The organism is Streptomyces sp. NPDC047117 (assembly GCF_040643545.1).
Taxonomy (GTDB): domain Bacteria; phylum Actinomycetota; class Actinomycetes; order Streptomycetales; family Streptomycetaceae; genus Streptomyces.
On the sequence record NZ_JBEYUN010000003.1, the window covers coordinates 124,686 to 138,639 of the forward strand.

At 69.3% G+C, this 13,954-nt stretch carries 15 protein-coding genes; 5 read left to right on the plus strand and 10 right to left on the minus strand.

Features of this window, described 5'->3' with window-relative positions; all coding sequences use genetic code 11:
- Positions 1-53: 53 nt before the first annotated feature.
- The gene (locus ABZ840_RS06515; RefSeq protein WP_361554272.1) at positions 54-1,274 is read left to right on the plus strand and encodes an MFS transporter; all 1,221 of its coding nucleotides are present in this window, start codon (positions 54-56) and stop codon (positions 1,272-1,274) included.
- Entirely contained in the window at positions 1,271-1,501 is a 231-nt protein-coding gene (locus ABZ840_RS06520) for a hypothetical protein (RefSeq protein WP_361554275.1), read from the plus strand. Before ABZ840_RS06515 ends, ABZ840_RS06520 begins: the two co-directional genes overlap by 4 nt.
- A gap of 19 nt (positions 1,502-1,520) precedes the next feature.
- On the opposite strand, the gene ssuE is transcribed toward ABZ840_RS06520, so the two are convergent.
- The 7 genes from ssuE to ABZ840_RS06555 form a co-directional block, all read right to left on the minus strand.
- Positions 1,521-2,054, minus strand: coding sequence for an NADPH-dependent FMN reductase (ssuE, locus tag ABZ840_RS06525; RefSeq protein WP_361554278.1), 534 nt, complete (start codon positions 2,052-2,054; stop codon positions 1,521-1,523).
- 91 nt (positions 2,055-2,145) lie between these two features.
- A complete protein-coding gene (locus tag ABZ840_RS06530) occupies positions 2,146-3,003 on the minus strand; it encodes a PAS domain-containing protein (RefSeq protein WP_361554281.1) in 858 nt (285 codons plus the stop codon).
- A gap of 115 nt (positions 3,004-3,118) precedes the next feature.
- The gene (locus ABZ840_RS06535; protein WP_361554284.1) at positions 3,119-3,853 is read right to left on the minus strand and encodes an alpha/beta fold hydrolase; all 735 of its coding nucleotides are present in this window, start codon (positions 3,851-3,853) and stop codon (positions 3,119-3,121) included.
- Positions 3,854-3,886: 33 nt separating this feature from the next.
- Positions 3,887-4,117 carry a phosphopantetheine-binding protein gene (locus ABZ840_RS06540; RefSeq protein ID WP_361554287.1) on the minus strand — a complete coding sequence of 77 codons (231 nt, stop codon included), beginning with the start codon at positions 4,115-4,117 and terminating at the stop codon, positions 3,887-3,889.
- A gap of 39 nt (positions 4,118-4,156) precedes the next feature.
- Complete coding sequence (locus tag ABZ840_RS06545; RefSeq protein WP_361554290.1) at positions 4,157-4,726, minus strand: hypothetical protein; 570 nt, start codon at positions 4,724-4,726, stop codon at positions 4,157-4,159.
- A 66-nt stretch (positions 4,727-4,792) separates the two neighbouring features.
- Positions 4,793-6,010: an acyl-CoA dehydrogenase family protein gene (locus ABZ840_RS06550; RefSeq protein WP_361554293.1), complete on the minus strand. Its 1,218-nt coding sequence runs from the start codon at positions 6,008-6,010 to the stop codon at positions 4,793-4,795.
- Positions 6,007-7,698 carry an amino acid adenylation domain-containing protein gene (locus ABZ840_RS06555; RefSeq protein ID WP_361554296.1) on the minus strand — a complete coding sequence of 564 codons (1,692 nt, stop codon included), beginning with the start codon at positions 7,696-7,698 and terminating at the stop codon, positions 6,007-6,009. Before ABZ840_RS06555 ends, ABZ840_RS06550 begins: the two co-directional genes overlap by 4 nt.
- Positions 7,699-8,182: 484 nt before the next feature.
- Here ABZ840_RS06555 and ABZ840_RS06560 point away from each other — a divergent pair, with 484 nt between their 5' ends.
- Positions 8,183-9,004, plus strand: coding sequence for an APH(3'') family aminoglycoside O-phosphotransferase (locus ABZ840_RS06560; RefSeq protein WP_361554299.1), 822 nt, complete (start codon positions 8,183-8,185; stop codon positions 9,002-9,004).
- A 111-nt stretch (positions 9,005-9,115) separates the two neighbouring features.
- Here the strand turns inward: ABZ840_RS06560 and ABZ840_RS06565 are convergent, their stop codons facing one another.
- Entirely contained in the window at positions 9,116-9,799 is a 684-nt protein-coding gene (locus ABZ840_RS06565; RefSeq protein WP_361554302.1) for an AfsR/SARP family transcriptional regulator, read from the minus strand.
- 924 nt (positions 9,800-10,723) lie between these two features.
- On the opposite strand from ABZ840_RS06565, the gene ABZ840_RS06570 reads away from it, so the two are divergent.
- Entirely contained in the window at positions 10,724-11,203 is a 480-nt protein-coding gene (locus ABZ840_RS06570) for a hypothetical protein (RefSeq protein ID WP_361554305.1), read from the plus strand.
- Positions 11,200-12,477, plus strand: a complete 1,278-nt coding sequence (ectB, locus tag ABZ840_RS06575) for a diaminobutyrate--2-oxoglutarate transaminase (protein ID WP_361554308.1) — start codon at positions 11,200-11,202, stop codon at positions 12,475-12,477. Before ABZ840_RS06570 ends, ectB begins: the two co-directional genes overlap by 4 nt.
- Before the next feature lie 67 nt (positions 12,478-12,544).
- Here the strand turns inward: ectB and ABZ840_RS06580 are convergent, their stop codons facing one another.
- Together ABZ840_RS06580 and ABZ840_RS06585 are read right to left on the minus strand one after the other, a co-directional pair.
- Positions 12,545-13,003 (minus strand): GNAT family N-acetyltransferase, encoded by a 459-nt coding sequence (locus ABZ840_RS06580; RefSeq protein ID WP_361554311.1) that lies wholly within the window; start codon positions 13,001-13,003, stop codon positions 12,545-12,547.
- A gap of 26 nt (positions 13,004-13,029) precedes the next feature.
- Positions 13,030-13,926 carry a hydrolase gene (locus ABZ840_RS06585; protein WP_361554314.1) on the minus strand — a complete coding sequence of 299 codons (897 nt, stop codon included), beginning with the start codon at positions 13,924-13,926 and terminating at the stop codon, positions 13,030-13,032.
- Between the last annotated feature and the right edge of the window lie 28 nt (positions 13,927-13,954).

A 13,954-nucleotide genomic window follows, 5' to 3' on the forward strand; every position in this document is an offset into this window, starting at 1 on the left:
GATTGGCAGAATATCGGAAGTACGGCATGGCGGCCACGGCCGACCATGGCGCTATGCCAAGGAACAAGTCGATCGTGCTGCTGTCGGTGGGACATGCCTGCGTGGACGTCTACCAGGGCGCCGTGGCCGCCCTGGTCCCGTTCTTCGTCGCCGAGCGCGCCTACACGTACGCCGCGGCCTCGGGCATCGTGCTCGCCGCCAGCCTCCTGTCCTCGGTGGCGCAGCCCTTCTTCGGAGCGCTCACCGACCGGCACCCCATCCCGTGGCTGCTGCCGGTGAGTACGCTGCTCGGCGGACTCGGCGTGGCGCTGAGCGGGATCACCGGCTCGTACGCGCTCACGCTGCTGTTCGTCGCGCTGTCCGGCATCGGAGTCGCCGCCTACCATCCGGAATCCGCACGCCTCGCGCGGGTCGCCAGCAAGGGCCGCCACAGCTCCATGGGGTGGTTCTCCCTGGGCGGCAACGTCGGCTTCTCCGCGGCTCCGCTGCTGGTCACCGCTGTGATCGCCACCGGCGGGCTGCGACTGTCCCCCCTGCTGATCCTGCCCGCGCTGGTCGGCAGCGTGCTGACGCTGCCAGTGCTGCGGGCGCTGGCGAAGGCGCCCCAGGCCGCCGGCGGCGAGGGGGCCACGGAGGGCCGGGACGACTGGAACTCGTTCATCCGGCTGTCACTGGCGGTGGTGTGCCGGTCGATCGCGTTCGTCGGGCTGAGCACCTTCATCGCCTTCCACGTCCGGGAGCAGACGGGCGGCGGTACGGTCGCCGGGTCGGCCGCCCTCTTCGTGCTCTACCTCGGCGGTGCCGTCGGCACGGTCGTCGGCAGCAACCTGGCGCACCGCTGGGACCGGGTCACGGTGGTGAGCACGGCGTACCTGGTCACGGCCGCCGCTGTCGCCGGCGTGGTGTTCGTGCCGGGCCCGGCGATCTACCTGTTCGTGGCGCTGACCTCGATCGGCCTGTACGTCCCGTTCTCGCTGCAGGTCACGCTCGCTCAGGACTATCTGCCCACCCGCGTGGGAACGGCCAGCGGCATCACTCTCGGCCTGATGGTCAGCGTCGGCGGTCTGACCAGCCCGATCATCGGCAGCATCGCCGATGCCACGTCGCTGCGTACGGCCCTGATGCCCCTCATCGTGATGCCTGCCCTGAGCTGGCTGCTGTTCCGCACCTTGCCCGAACCTGCCGTGCCCCAGCCCCTGCTGGGAGACGGCGGTGAGGAAGTCGCGCCGGAGGCCGGGGCCCAGGAGACCGGGACCCAGCGAGCCGCCACGTGACGCCCCCTTCGACCGCATCCGCCGAGGTTGCCCGTCCACCGGTCCCGGAGGCCTGCCCGCTGGCCGCCTGGGGGTGCCGCACCGGGCTGGAGCAGCCCGACTGGCAGCTGATGTCCAGCCACGCCACGTCGGTCGGCAGCGTCGAGTACTGCCGGTGCACCTGTGCGGCGGTGGTGCTGCTCCACGAGGGTGAGGTGGCGGCCTTCGCGGCTCCCGATACCGCCTAGCGTCGCGGTCCGGCCCGGCTCAGGTCGCTGCGATCAGGGACTTGCGGAACTGCTCGATCACCTCGTCGAGGAGGCGTGCGCCGTCCGGGAGCAGCTGGGGCTCGCCCTCGTGGAAGGTGAGGTGCTCGTTGAGGAGGAAGAAGCTCTGCACCACGTGCCGTGCGCCCAGCGAGACGGCCACGGGCCGCAGGGCGTAGTCGAGGACGAGGAGATGGGCCATGCTGCCGCCGGTGGCCAGTGGCAGCACGGCCTTCTGCCGGAAACCGTACTGGGGAAGCAGGTCCAGGAAGGTCTTGAGCAGGCCCGAGAAGCTCGCTTTGTACGTCGGTGTGGCGAGGACGATGCCATCGGCCCGGGCGACCTGTTCGAGGGCCCCGGCTATTGCGGGATCCGTGGCGTCGGCGTTCATCAGCGGTGCGGCCGGCAGGGTGCGGACCTTCAGATGCCCGACGTGCCACTCGGACTCGGCGAGGCGCCGCGCCACGTGGTCGCCGATGGCTTCGGTCTTGGAGGTCGCTGACGGGCTGCCGGATATGACCAATACGTGGGACACAGCCACCCCTGGTGTCGTGTGGTCCGGTCGGGAAACCTGGCGAGTGCGGAGCGGGCGGGCGCGGTACGTGACCGCGCCCGCCCGCCGTACGTCAGGCCGGCCAGCCGAAGGCGCTGATGGTGTCACGCTCGCGCTGCGGCTCCGGGTCGCTGAAGACGAAGCACCGCGTGTTGGTGACGCTGCCGCCCTCGGCCTGGGCGGTCGAGAAGATCAGCACGGGCTGCGGGGCGCCTTCCCGGGTGAGGAAGTTGGCCCGGAAGTTGATGATCGGCGAGTCCTCGTCCCAGCGGCCGAGGAAGTCGTCGAGCAGCCCCTGGTCCTCGTAGATGGTGCGGATGTGCTGACCGACGTACTCGTTCGGCGAGGGGGTGTATCCGACGAGGGCGACGTCCGCCGGGTTGGCGTGCATGACCTGGCCGTTGACGCCGATCAGGTGGATCGCCACCGGGGCGACCTCGTAGAACTCGCGCAGCACGTCCTCCTGGTCCTTGGCGGGGGCCAGGGTGGGCAGCGGGCGCGCGTTGACGGCGCGGATCCAGGTCGAGGCGTCGGAGGTGACGTCCTCGACGGTGCTGTTGGAGACCGGGAGCCGCTCGCCCAGCTCCGGTCGGCTCACCCAGTGGATGCGGGTGTCGGCGCCGCTGCCGGTCAGAACGGCGTTCACACGGGCGGTCTGCTCGTGCCGGCCGTCGACGCCACGGTAGGTGACCTGGACGTTCTCCACGCGCTGGTCCTTCTCCAGGCGCTGGATCAGCTCCTTGAGGCCGTCCTTCGAGCCGTTGAGCAGGATGCGGTCGCCCAGGTGGTCGGCCTCCCCGCCCATCAGCACGGACTGGGCCCGGTTGTGCAGGACGACGGCGCCGGAGCGGTCGGTGACCGTGATGCCCACCGAGCTGTTCGCGATGACATCGATGAGCTGGTCGACCGAGGGTCGCTGGTCGTTCGGCATTGCTGACTCCATTCGTTCGGGGTGCTGAGGTGAGGGGACTGGTTACGGTGTGTTGAGGTACGAGAGATTGCTTCCGGTGTGCTGTGTGAGGGGACAGGTTCGGTGGGCCGGTCTGTCACTCCGGGTGCGTGATGCCTTCCGGGTGCCGGCTGTGGTGGACGGTCCGGGTGATGACCTCCGCGATCGCCCGCGGGTCGGACAGGTAGTAGTCGTGGCCGCCGCGGAAGGTGGACAGCCCCAGGTACGGGCCGCTCGTGAAGCGTTGCCACTGCTCCATCTCGGCCGGGCGGGCGAAAGGGTCCGAGGTGCCGCACAGCAGGGCCAGGGGTGCCCGCACCGCCTGGTGGGCGGTCCGGTACTCGCCCCGCATCCGCAGGTCCCGGTCCATCCACTGCTCCCCGGCGCCGTCCTGCCGGTCCGGTGCCCGCAGGGCGGCGAACGCGGTGGTCAGCAGCGAGCGGGGCGTACTGCCCGGCTCGCGGGCGCCCGACGCGGACAGGCTGGCTGCCTCGCATTCGGGCCGGGCCTCGAAGCGCAGTGTCAGTTCGTAGGCGTACAGCGCGCCCAGGCTGTGTCCGAAGAAGTGCAGTCGGCGCCCCGGCAGGGCCTCGGCCAGTTCGGCGGCCCAGCGGTCGGCCGCGCCGTGCACGGAGCCGGGCGGCTCCTCGGCGGCCAGCCGGCCACGTCCCGGCGTCTCGCAGTGCACGGCGGGCAGGGTGTCCGCGAGGAGGTCGCCGATCGGGAAGTACGGCGAGGTGACGCTGCCCGCCGGCGGCAGGAAGACGATGACGTCGTCGGCGCTGTCCGCATCTCCCTGGAAGACTATGGATCGTTGGGTACTAGCGCCCATCGTCGCTCCCCGCACGGATGTCGGCCGTCAGTGTCATTGGAGGAAGTTCTGCTCGATCTCCTTGAGGGTGCGAAAGGAATCGAGACTGACGGCGTCCGCGTCCAGTGCCGTTCCGCGCAGGTCCTCGATGTACAGGACGAGCTCGACGAACTGCAGGGAATCCACGAGGCGCGAGTCGATGATGTCGGTCTCGGGTGCCAGGTCCGTCAGGTCCGGATTCCGTTCGAGAATCCAGTCGCGTACGTCCGTCCAGGTCGCTGTCATCAGCCCTCCATGTGCCGTGCGGCGTTCGGTCCGGTGGTGTCACTGCCCGGCGGGGGTGGTCAGACCGATGAGCGCGTTGAACGCCCCTACGCGGTCCGCCACTTCGTTTGCCAGGGCAAGATCCGAGGGACCGTAGATCCCCCGGCGGTGCTTGGCCTCCCGGACGAAGACGACGTGGCCCCCGGACAGCCCGCGGTAGTCCAGCGAGACCACCACCGCCGAGTCACCGCCCCCCTCCCGCAGCAGCTCCAGGTGGCGCGGGTCGGTCTTGGCGGCGAGCTTCTCGTGCTCGCTGATGACGAGCTGCCGCTGCCCCGCCTCCACGGCGATGTCGCGCAGCGTCTTGAGTACGGCGGTCAGCTCGTCCGGGCCCTGGACGACGGCCTGCCCGTGGGTGGGCCCGGCGTCCAGCGAGACGGCGGTGGCGAAGAAGGGCGCGCAGGCGCGGGCGACGGCCGGGAGGACGGCTGCCGCGTCCTCGGTGTCGCGGACGGTGGTGCTGACGTGCGCGACGAATCCCAGGGACTCCTCGGCTGCCTTGCGCCCCGCGATGTACTTCAGGGCGGTGTTCCAGTTCTGGGTCGGGGCTCCGGCGGTGTTTTCGGGCATGGCGAATCCTCGGAGGTGGGGTGCGGATGGGAGGTGGGTGAGGTGACCGCGAAGGGGGCCGGTCGCTCAGTGGAACCGGACGTCCGGGTCGAGCAGACACAGCCGTCCGTCGGCGAGGTGCAGCCGGTCGTTGCTGAAGTTGAGAACGGCCGAGCGCAGGTCGCGCAGGGCCTTCTCCAGGCGGGTCGGCGAGTCCTGGAGGTAGCCGTGCTTGAGGCCGACCGCGTCGATGAGCTCCTCCACGGCGGCGTGGCACTCCTCGGCCGCCGTGATCTTCAGGTTGTTCAGCAGCAGCTGGTGGCTGGTGACCGACCAGTCCGTACCGGACTCGGCCAGCTCCTGGGTCCGGCGCAGCAGCGCGTGCACGGTCTCCAGCCGCTGCCGGGCCCGGGAGAGCCGGGTGAGCAGCAACTCGGAGGTGAGGTCGAAGCGCTTGCGGCCGGCCGGGTCGCGCAGCAGGCGCAGTACGCGGGACAGCGCCCCGGAGGCGGTGCCCAGCCAGGCGGCCGACCAGCCGAGGTGGGCGAGCGGGCCGAAGACGGACTGCACGATGCGGTGGAAGGCACCGTGCTCGCCGATCACCTGATGGCCGGGGATGCGGCCGCTGAGCTTGAGCGGCAGGCTGTGGGTGGCCCGCATGCCCAAGGGGCTCCACCCTCCGACCACCTGCACGTCCAGCTGGTGGCGGTGGGCGTAGACGAGGGAGACATGGTGATCGGCCGTGGCGTACGGGCTGCGCATGGTGATCAGGAACCCGTCGGCAGAGGTGCCGCCGGTCGAGATGGGGACCGCCCGGTCGACCTCCAGCGTGCCGTCCGTCTCGTGCAGCGGCTCCTCGGACTTGAAGAGGTCCGCGCCCTTGCCGCTCTCGGTGGTCACGGAGGCCAGGTACAGCTTGCCGGCGGCGAGAAGCGGGATCAGCTCCTCGCGCAGCGGCGACGCGGCGTGCCGTACCACCGCCTCAGCCTGCTGACAGTGCATCACGAAAATCATGGCCAGCGACATGTCGGTACGCCCGAGCACCAGGCCGGTCTCGATGAGGTCGCCGAGGGTGCCGCCGAGGCCGCCCTCCTCCTTGGGCACCTGCAGGCCCAGCAGGCGGGTGTCGCGCAGCTGTGCCAGGGCCTCCTCGGGGAACGTCGCGTCCCGGTCGGTCCGGTCCAGGTGCTGCTCGGCGACCTGGGTCACCGCCGCGAGGCGTTCCGCGAGGTCGGGCACCCCGGTCCGGCCCGCACCCTCGAAGGTCGTTGCTGTTGCCGTAGCCGTGGACGTTGCCGTGGTCATCGTGCCTCTTTCCGTGGGCCGGCGGGGGCCGCCGTGAGCGACCGGTAGTCGATCTTTCCGTTGCGGCTCAGGGGCAGCGCGTCCCATTGCCGCCAGTGCCGCGGCACCATCACCGGGGGCAGGGCCGCGCTCAGCGCCTGCTTCAGTTCCTGCTGCGGCACTTCCTTGCGCAGGGTGTAGTGGGCGACGAGTTCGCTGACGGGTCCCTCGTCGGAGACGGTGACGGCGCAGCTCTCGACAGCGGGGTGCCGGCTGAGGGTGGCCTCGATCTCGCCCAGTTCCATCCGTACGCCGCCGACCTTCACCTGCCGGTCGTCGCGGCCCAGGTAGTGCACGAGCCCGTCCTCGACGCGGGCGAGGTCGCCGGTGCGGTAGATCCGTCCGGTCGACGAGTCCGGGTCGAAGGGGTCGTGGAAGAAGGCGCGTTCGGTGGTGGCGGGGTCGTTGAGGTAGCCCAGCCCGACGCAGGTGCCGCCGACGAACAGCTCGCCGCTTTCCCCCGGTTCGGCCGGCCGCCAGGCGCCGTCGTCGTTCTGGAGCAGGACGTGGAGGGTGCAGTTGGCCACGGGAGTGCCGACCGGGAGCCGGGGCCGGGCCAGATCGGCGCGGGTCACCACGTGCAGGGTGACGTCGTCGGAGCACTCCGCGGGACCGTAGGCGTTGACCAGGGATACGTGGGGGAGCGTGTCGAGCACCTGCTCAGCGAGGGCGGGGTACACCTCTTCGCCGGTGGACAGCAGCCACCGCAGCCCCGGCAGTGCCGGTCCGTCCTTGCGCCGTATTTCGTCGATCAGCCGGCCGATGACGGTGGGTACCAGCTCCACGACCGTCACGCCCGTGGTGTCGAGGGCACCGAGCAGCCAGCGCGGCATACGCATCGCAGCGTCGTCGAGCACGACGACCCTGCCGCCGACCAGGAAGGGGCAGAGCATCTGCCAGATGGAGATGTCGAACACCAGCGGTGCGGAGAAGGCGATGGCGTCCTCGGGCCCCAGGGCCAGGTCGGCCACCTTGGACCACAGGTGGTTGAGCAGGCCCCGGTGTTCGATGGTGGCGCCCTTCGGGCGGCCGGTGGTGCCGGAGGTGAAGATCGTGTAGCGGGCCTCGCCGCTACGGTCGCCGTACGGCCCGTCGTCCAGGCCGCCGGGCCTGCCCTCGGTGGGCAGGCTGAGGGTGCCGATCCCTTCGGCGACGGCGGCCGAGTGGGCGGCGGAGGCGGTTCCGTCGGAGTAGTCGAGCAGCAGGGCGGGCCGGCTGCGGTCGAGCACGTCCCGGACGCGGCCCTCGGGCCAGCCCAGGTCGATCGGCAGGTACGACGCCCCGAGGCTCTCCAGCGCAAGGAAGGCCACCGGCGTGTGCGCACTGCGCGGCCCGACGCAGGCGACGACGTCACCGGCCCCCACCCCGCGGATCCGCATCGCGTCCCGCGCCGCGGCGACCCGGGCGACCAACTCGGCGTAGGTCAGCGTGCGTTCACGGTCCTGGACCGCGCAGGCGTCCGGTCGGGTCCGGGCGTGCCGGGCGACGTGGTCGAGGAGGGCGGTCGCCGAGTCGAGGTCCGCGGGGTTGCGCAGTACCAGTTCCCGGGCCCGGGCGGGCGCACCCGGCGCCAGGGGCAGTTCGGGGCGGACCTGTGGATCGGGGTCTGCGGTGGCGGTGAGAGGCGGGGCCGAGGCCTGGCTGTCCAAGGTCTCTCCTGGATCCATCGGGGGTGGCGAGTGGTGATCGGTCAGCTGGGCGTCGCGAGGACGAGGTGCGCTTCGTGCGGCAGTCGGTGGTGCAGAAGGTCCATCGCGGAGTGCCGCCGCAACCGCACTTCGTCGCGGGGGCCGATCGCGCTGCCAGCCTGGCAAGCCCCTGTCGAGGTCTTGTCGAAAGCGAGCCCCACAAGCGCTCAACGAACGCGCATGAATACGGCAAAGACGCAGACCAGAAGGGCAGTGGAGGCCCTCCGAGGTACCCGGAAGCGGTGGTGGGAAGGTGAGACGGCGAGGCGCGGTGGCAGACTTCACGAGCCCGCGAGGGCCGGAGAGACGTACCTGAAGGTGGGGGTCGGCAGTGGGGTCCTTGCGACAGGTCGGCGCGGTCAGGGATGAGGCCCTGGGTACGCGCGTTGTCAGGATGGAGATCTGCGGTCCAGGTTCCCTTGCCGGGCTGGCTAGAGTGGCGGCCATGAGCGATCGCCGCGGAACTCGGACCATGTCGCCGGTGCTGCTCGGCGTGGCAGACGACGGCTGGTTGCCTGTCACCGCGGGCGAGTCGGGAGCGGCTGTCTTTCGCAGCGCAGACGCCACTCGGTATGCCAAGTGCGTGCCCGCTGCGGATGCGGCCGACCTGAAAGCCGAGCGCGACCGGGTCACATGGCTGGGCGCTCAGGGCGTACCCGGTCCCCGAGTGCTCGACTGGCGGTCCGGTGATGCCGGCGCCTGTCTGGTGACGAGTGCTGTCTCCGGCATACCTGCTGATCAGGTGCCTGCTGAGGACCTGCGGGTCGCCTGGGAACGCATCGCGGACGCGGTCCGCCGGCTGCACGAGGCGCCCGTGTCTCAGTGTCCCTTCCGCCGGGGCCTGGACGCCATGGTCGCCGTGGCGCGCGACGTCGTGGCGCGCGACGCCGTCAACCCCGAGTTCCTCCCCGTCGACCAGCAGCGGACGCCCACCGCGGAACTGCTGGACCGCCTCACCCGGCAGGTCTCACAGCGACGGGAGCAGGAAGCCGCCGACCTGGTCGTTTGCCACGGGGACCTGTGCCTGCCCAACATCATCCTCGATCCGCGGACCCTGGACGTGTCGGGCTTCATCGACTTGGGCCGCCTCGGACTGGCCGACCGCTACGCCGACTTGGCGCTGCTGCTCGCCAACGCGCGAGAGACGTGGACGGACGAGGAGCAGGCTCGGAGTGCGGACATGGCCTTCGCCGAGCGGTACGGCATCGCCCTCGACCACGACCGCCTGCGCTTCTACCTCCATCTCGACCCGCTCACCTGGGGCTGATCGGTTTCTTGGGGGCCATCCGTGGTGAGTATGCGCATCGAGGTGGCCGAGGTACGGCGGAACGTGGCCGGGGCGCGGTGGTGCACCGCCCCGCGACCACGCACCTCTCGCTCACACGGCGCTGGGCTCCGAGGACAGGATGGCCAGTTGGAGGTCCTTGAGCGGAGTGCCGGGCTCGATGCCGATCTCGCTCACCAGCCGGGTGCGCAGCGCCCGCAGCACTTCCAGTGCCTCGGCCCGGCGTCCGACCAGGGCGAGTGCGCGGACGTACTGGGCGTGCAGCCCCTCGTGGAGAGGGTGCATGGTGGTCACCGCGGCGAGCTGGGTGATGGCTCGCTGGTGCAGGCCGGCCTTGATCTGCGCTTCTGCCCGTATCGCTATGGCATCGAGCCGGGACTCCTCGAAGAACCGGCGCTTGGAGTCGAGTACCGGGCCCGCCGGGGTGTCGACCAGGGCGTCGCCCCGCCACAGCTCCAGCGCGTCATCGAGCAGTGCGATGCCGGCCTCGGTCTCGCCCCGCTCCAGCGCTCTGGTTCCCAGGGTCCGTATCCGCTGGAATTCCAGCCAGTCCAGCCGGATATGGGTGCTTTTTATTCCGTAGCCGCCGGCGCCGGTCACCAGGATCTCCCGGGCGACTTGGGAGGACGGGCACCCGGTGAGTTGGGACAACGTTTTCCTGCAGTTCAGGATGTAGGTCTGCAGGGTGCGGAGTCCGGTGGCGGGCGGTCGTTCCCGCCAGAGCTCGCGTTTGAAGGCGGACAGGGGAACCACCTGGTCCGCGTGGACCAGCAGCATGGCCATAACCGTACGAATCTTTGGTGCGATCGAGACGCCTTCGGCCGAAGCGGAGACACCCAGGCGCAGGGGGCCGAGGACTCCGCTGTGAACCGCGACTCCAACATCCTCGTTCAGCGGGCGTGTTCGTGCTAACGGTCCAGGAGCTAGTTCGTCCATAAGCTTCGAGCGATACACCAGTGCCCACCAATCTCTTTGCGTGCCAGATGCCGGTGACCCATCGAAATTCACAGAAGCCAACACGAACATACACAGGGCTTCACAGGTCAACCAGACGCATCCGGCCTCCCGTGGCGTTAAAGCTACGACCGGACTTTGCATACAACGCCTGTGGTGGCGAAAGATGAACTCCCGTTTCGCTCCTTTTGTGACGACTGGCGCCAGGGCCGCCGGCCATTCCAGGCGTGGAATTATGCGGGGGAGCAGGGGGTCGCTACCCGCAGTCACCTCTTGGTTCCAAAACCGCTTTCATGGGTGTCCGAGTCCCGTTGTGGCACGCTGAAATGGCGCAATCTGCACCGTGGTTTCCGGCCGCTCCGGTGGCTCGCGGGCGTTGGCGGAAACTCTCGCGTTACACAGAGGCAATGCTTGTACAGCATCCGCGCACGACCGCGGCGATCACTGCCGGGCACCCGTCCGAGCTGCGATTCGACATTCTCTTTAACCGTTTCTTGAACACCCTTTGCAACTCTTCCGATGTCCCATCGACTCCGCCTCCGGCCGAGTCCGCGTCGAAGGAGTCCAGGGCGGCGAACGCCGTATTGACAGAGAGCGCTTTGCGCAACAAGTAGCGCAAGTGCTCACCGTTCCCGTAACCCCCCTCATGAACGGCAGGCGTGACACGGCACGCCCCGCACCCCACCAGCAGCCCCTCGTCCCTCCCTGGACAGCACATGGCGGGCTGTAGGCAGGAGACAGCTCACCATGTCCGACACAGGCGTCTCACTTCGTGCAGTACCGGTCCGCCAGGCGCAGCGGCGCCGGCCGTGGACTGCCGTGGAGCGGCAGGGCCTTGCCCTCCGGTTCATCCTGATCATCGGTGACGAGCGACTGACCGAGGCTCTTCGGATCGTGTGCGACCACGACGCCGTGACGGTGGATTTCCCCGAGGCGACCGTCCGTGTCGGCCTGTCCCGACTGCTTCCCGAGGAGTCCGGCGTCGTACTCGACTGCCGGGCCTCCTACCGCTCCGACGACCTCGGTCCGTACGGAAACCCGAAGGAGAGCACGTATGAGAGTCCGCACGAAACCACCCGCAGGTGGCAGCGGACCCTCACCGGCCCCCCGGGTGCGCCGCACCAGAGGGAAGCGCTCCTGCAGGAGATTCTGGCCGGCCGCACCCGAGTTCCCCGCCCCGCCCGGACTCGCCTGTCCACTCCTCTGCCTCTCAAGGATGTGCAATGACCCTTCCTCGCACCGTCACTCACCCCGACCCTGACGTCTTCGAGACCCTGGAATCGGAAGTCCGCAGCTACTGCCGCGGCTGGCCGACCGTCTTCGACCGTGCCCGCGGCTCGTACTTGTACGACGAGCGGGGCCGCGCCTACGTCGACTTCTTCACCGGGGCGGGTTCGCTGAACTACGGTCACAACAACCCCATCCTCAAGGGCGCGTTGCTCGACTACCTTCAGCGCGACGGTGTCACCCACGGCCTGGACATGTCGACCACGGCCAAACGCGCGTTCCTGGAGACTCTCCAGGACGTGATCCTGAAGCCCCGCGAACTGCCGTACAAGGTGATGTTCCCGGGCCCGACCGGCGCCAACGCCGTCGAGGCAGCGCTCAAGCTGGCCCGCAAGGTCAAGGGGCGCGAGACGGTCGTCTCGTTCACGAACGCCTTCCACGGTATGACCCTCGGCGCCCTCGCCGTCACCGGCAACACCTTCAAACGGGCGGGTGCGGGTGTACCGCTGGTGCACAGCACCCCGCTGCCCTACGACGGCTATCTCGACGACGTCTCTTCCTTCGCCTGGTTCGAGCGACTCCTGGCGGACAAGGGCTCCGGACTGGACCGTCCCGCTGCTGTGATCGTCGAGACCGTGCAGGGCGAGGGCGGCATCAACGTGGCCGGGGCCGGGTGGCTTCGCGAACTCGCCGAGCTGTGCCGGCACCACGACATGCTGCTGATCGTGGATGACGTGCAGATGGGCTGTGGCCGCACCGGCGCGTTCTTCTCCTTCGAGGAATCGGGCATCGTCCCCGACATCGTCACCGTGTCCAAGTCCATCAGCGGTTACGGACTGCCCATGGCGTTGTGCCTCTTCAAGCCGGAACTCGACATCTGGGAACCGGGCGAACACAACGGAACCTTCCGCGGCAACAACCCCGCCTTCGTCACCGCCACCGCCGCGCTCAACACCTACTGGCGGGACGACCAGCTGGAGAAGCAGACGCTGCTCCGGGGCGAGCAGGTCGCGCAGGAGCTGGCGACGGTCAGTGCCGAGCACCTCGAAGAGGTGAAGGGGGTACGCGGCCGGGGCCTGGTGTGGGGCATGGAGTTCCATGACACGCATCGCGCGGCGCGGGCCGCCGCGCGGGCCTTCGAACTCGGCCTACTGGTCGAAACCTCCGGCCCGGACAGCGAGGTACTCAAACTCCTGCCGCCCCTCACGGTGACCCCCGACGAACTCGACGAGGGCCTGCACGTCCTGGCTCGCGCGATACGGGAGACGGCCTGACCACCCTGACCGCCATGCTGACCACCCTGTCCGGAAGCCGGCGCCGTGCCCTGTCGCACGATGGCCCTCATGAATCCGTTTCATGCTGGTCAGCGCGGCGCCGGTTCCTGGGCAGACCAAAGCCCGCCAGCTCCTTCTCCTCGTAGGAAAGGAAACCCAGGCTCCGGTAGAACGCATGATTGCGCTTGCCCTCCGGCGTCGACTCATGGTCGGTGGACAGGAGGAAGAAGCGGCAGTGCGCATAGCGCCGCATGAGGTGCTCGACCAGGCCGCGGCCGATGCCCTGCCTGTGGAAGGCAGGGTTGACCACGACATCCTGGACGTAACAGATGTGCTCGTCGTCGGAGACCGTCCGGGCCAGGCCGAGGAGCGTTCCGTCCTCACTTCGTGCCGTGCTGACGAGGTGCGAGTTCCTCAGGCCCCGGCAGAGCTTGTCGACGTCGCTGGTATAGCCTTCCCAGCCCACCGAGTCGTAGAGGTTCAGCATCTCCTCGGGATCGAAAGTGTCCTCTTCGGCTATGAACACGCGAAAATTCCTCCTCCTCTGGTGGTTCAGCTGGGCGGTGTGAAGCGGAGAAGCGTGGCGGTGTCGCGGTCCGCCAGCCAGAAGCTGCCGGCGGGTGCGGGGACGATGGCGCTCAGGTTCTTCGCTCCTCGTACGGGCCAGAGGGAGACTTTGCCCTTGAGCTTGCCCTGAGTGGCGATGCGCCCGACTCGATGGTCCGTCGTGAACCAGAGGGCCTTGTCCGGCCCGAGGACGATGTCGCTGGGGTACTTGGAGTCGCGTACCGGGAGATGGGTGAGGCCGCCGTCGGTGCCGATGCGCCCGATGCCGCGCCGGTCGGTGAACCACAGCGCTTCGTCGGGACCGGCGACGATGTCGTTGGGGGCCGAGTTCTTGGGCAGGGGCCACTTCTTGTAGTCCCCCTCGGCGGTGAGCCGTCCGATGCCCTCGCGTTGCTTCGCGCTGTATTCGTTCTGCTGGGAGAACCACACCGCACCGTCCGGCCCCAGGGCCATGCCGCCCGGCCCGACGTCGAACTGGGTCTTCAGCCGCGTGATGCGGTCCAGCCCCCGTTTCGCGTCTGCGCGGCTGAAGACCTTCGAGCCGCGCTCGGAGTGCTCGAACCAGATGGTGTTGTCGGGGCCCAGTGTCAGGGCGTCGGGGAAGCCCGGGCCGTCGGCACTGGCACCGGGCCCGTTACCGGGTGCGCGGTAACTGTCGCTCCACCAGGTGAACTTGCCGGACGGGCCGAGGCGTCCGATCTGATCACCGGCGGCGTACCAGATCCCGCCGTCCGGGGACTCCTGGAGGTCGGCCGGGGTGGGCGCGAAACCGGTGCCGCGGGGCAGGGGATGCTGGGTGATCTTCCCCGACGGGGCGATCTCCGCGATCGCCGCGAGCGCCGACTCGGTGACCCACAGCGTTCCGTCTTCGGTCCGGATCATGTCGTAGGGGTCGGCTTTGCCCGGCAGG

Coding starts and splice junctions, on each gene's coding strand:
- ABZ840_RS06515 (WP_361554272.1), top strand. CDS start 54: ATGCCAAGGAACAAGTCGATCGTGCTGCTGTCGGTGGGACATGCCTGC.
- ABZ840_RS06530 (WP_361554281.1), bottom strand. CDS start 3,003: ATGCCGAACGACCAGCGACCCTCGGTCGACCAGCTCATCGATGTCATC.
- ABZ840_RS06535 (WP_361554284.1), bottom strand. CDS start 3,853: ATGGGCGCTAGTACCCAACGATCCATAGTCTTCCAGGGAGATGCGGAC.
- ABZ840_RS06540 (WP_361554287.1), bottom strand. CDS start 4,117: ATGACAGCGACCTGGACGGACGTACGCGACTGGATTCTCGAACGGAAT.
- ABZ840_RS06545 (WP_361554290.1), bottom strand. CDS start 4,726: ATGCCCGAAAACACCGCCGGAGCCCCGACCCAGAACTGGAACACCGCC.
- ABZ840_RS06550 (WP_361554293.1), bottom strand. CDS start 6,010: ATGACCACGGCAACGTCCACGGCTACGGCAACAGCAACGACCTTCGAG.
- ABZ840_RS06560 (WP_361554299.1), top strand. CDS start 8,183: ATGAGCGATCGCCGCGGAACTCGGACCATGTCGCCGGTGCTGCTCGGC.
- ABZ840_RS06565 (WP_361554302.1), bottom strand. CDS start 9,799: ATGCTGCTGGTCCACGCGGACCAGGTGGTTCCCCTGTCCGCCTTCAAA.
- ABZ840_RS06570 (WP_361554305.1), top strand. CDS start 10,724: ATGTCCGACACAGGCGTCTCACTTCGTGCAGTACCGGTCCGCCAGGCG.
- ectB (WP_361554308.1), top strand. CDS start 11,200: ATGACCCTTCCTCGCACCGTCACTCACCCCGACCCTGACGTCTTCGAG.
- ABZ840_RS06585 (WP_361554314.1), bottom strand. CDS start 13,926: ATGATCCGGACCGAAGACGGAACGCTGTGGGTCACCGAGTCGGCGCTC.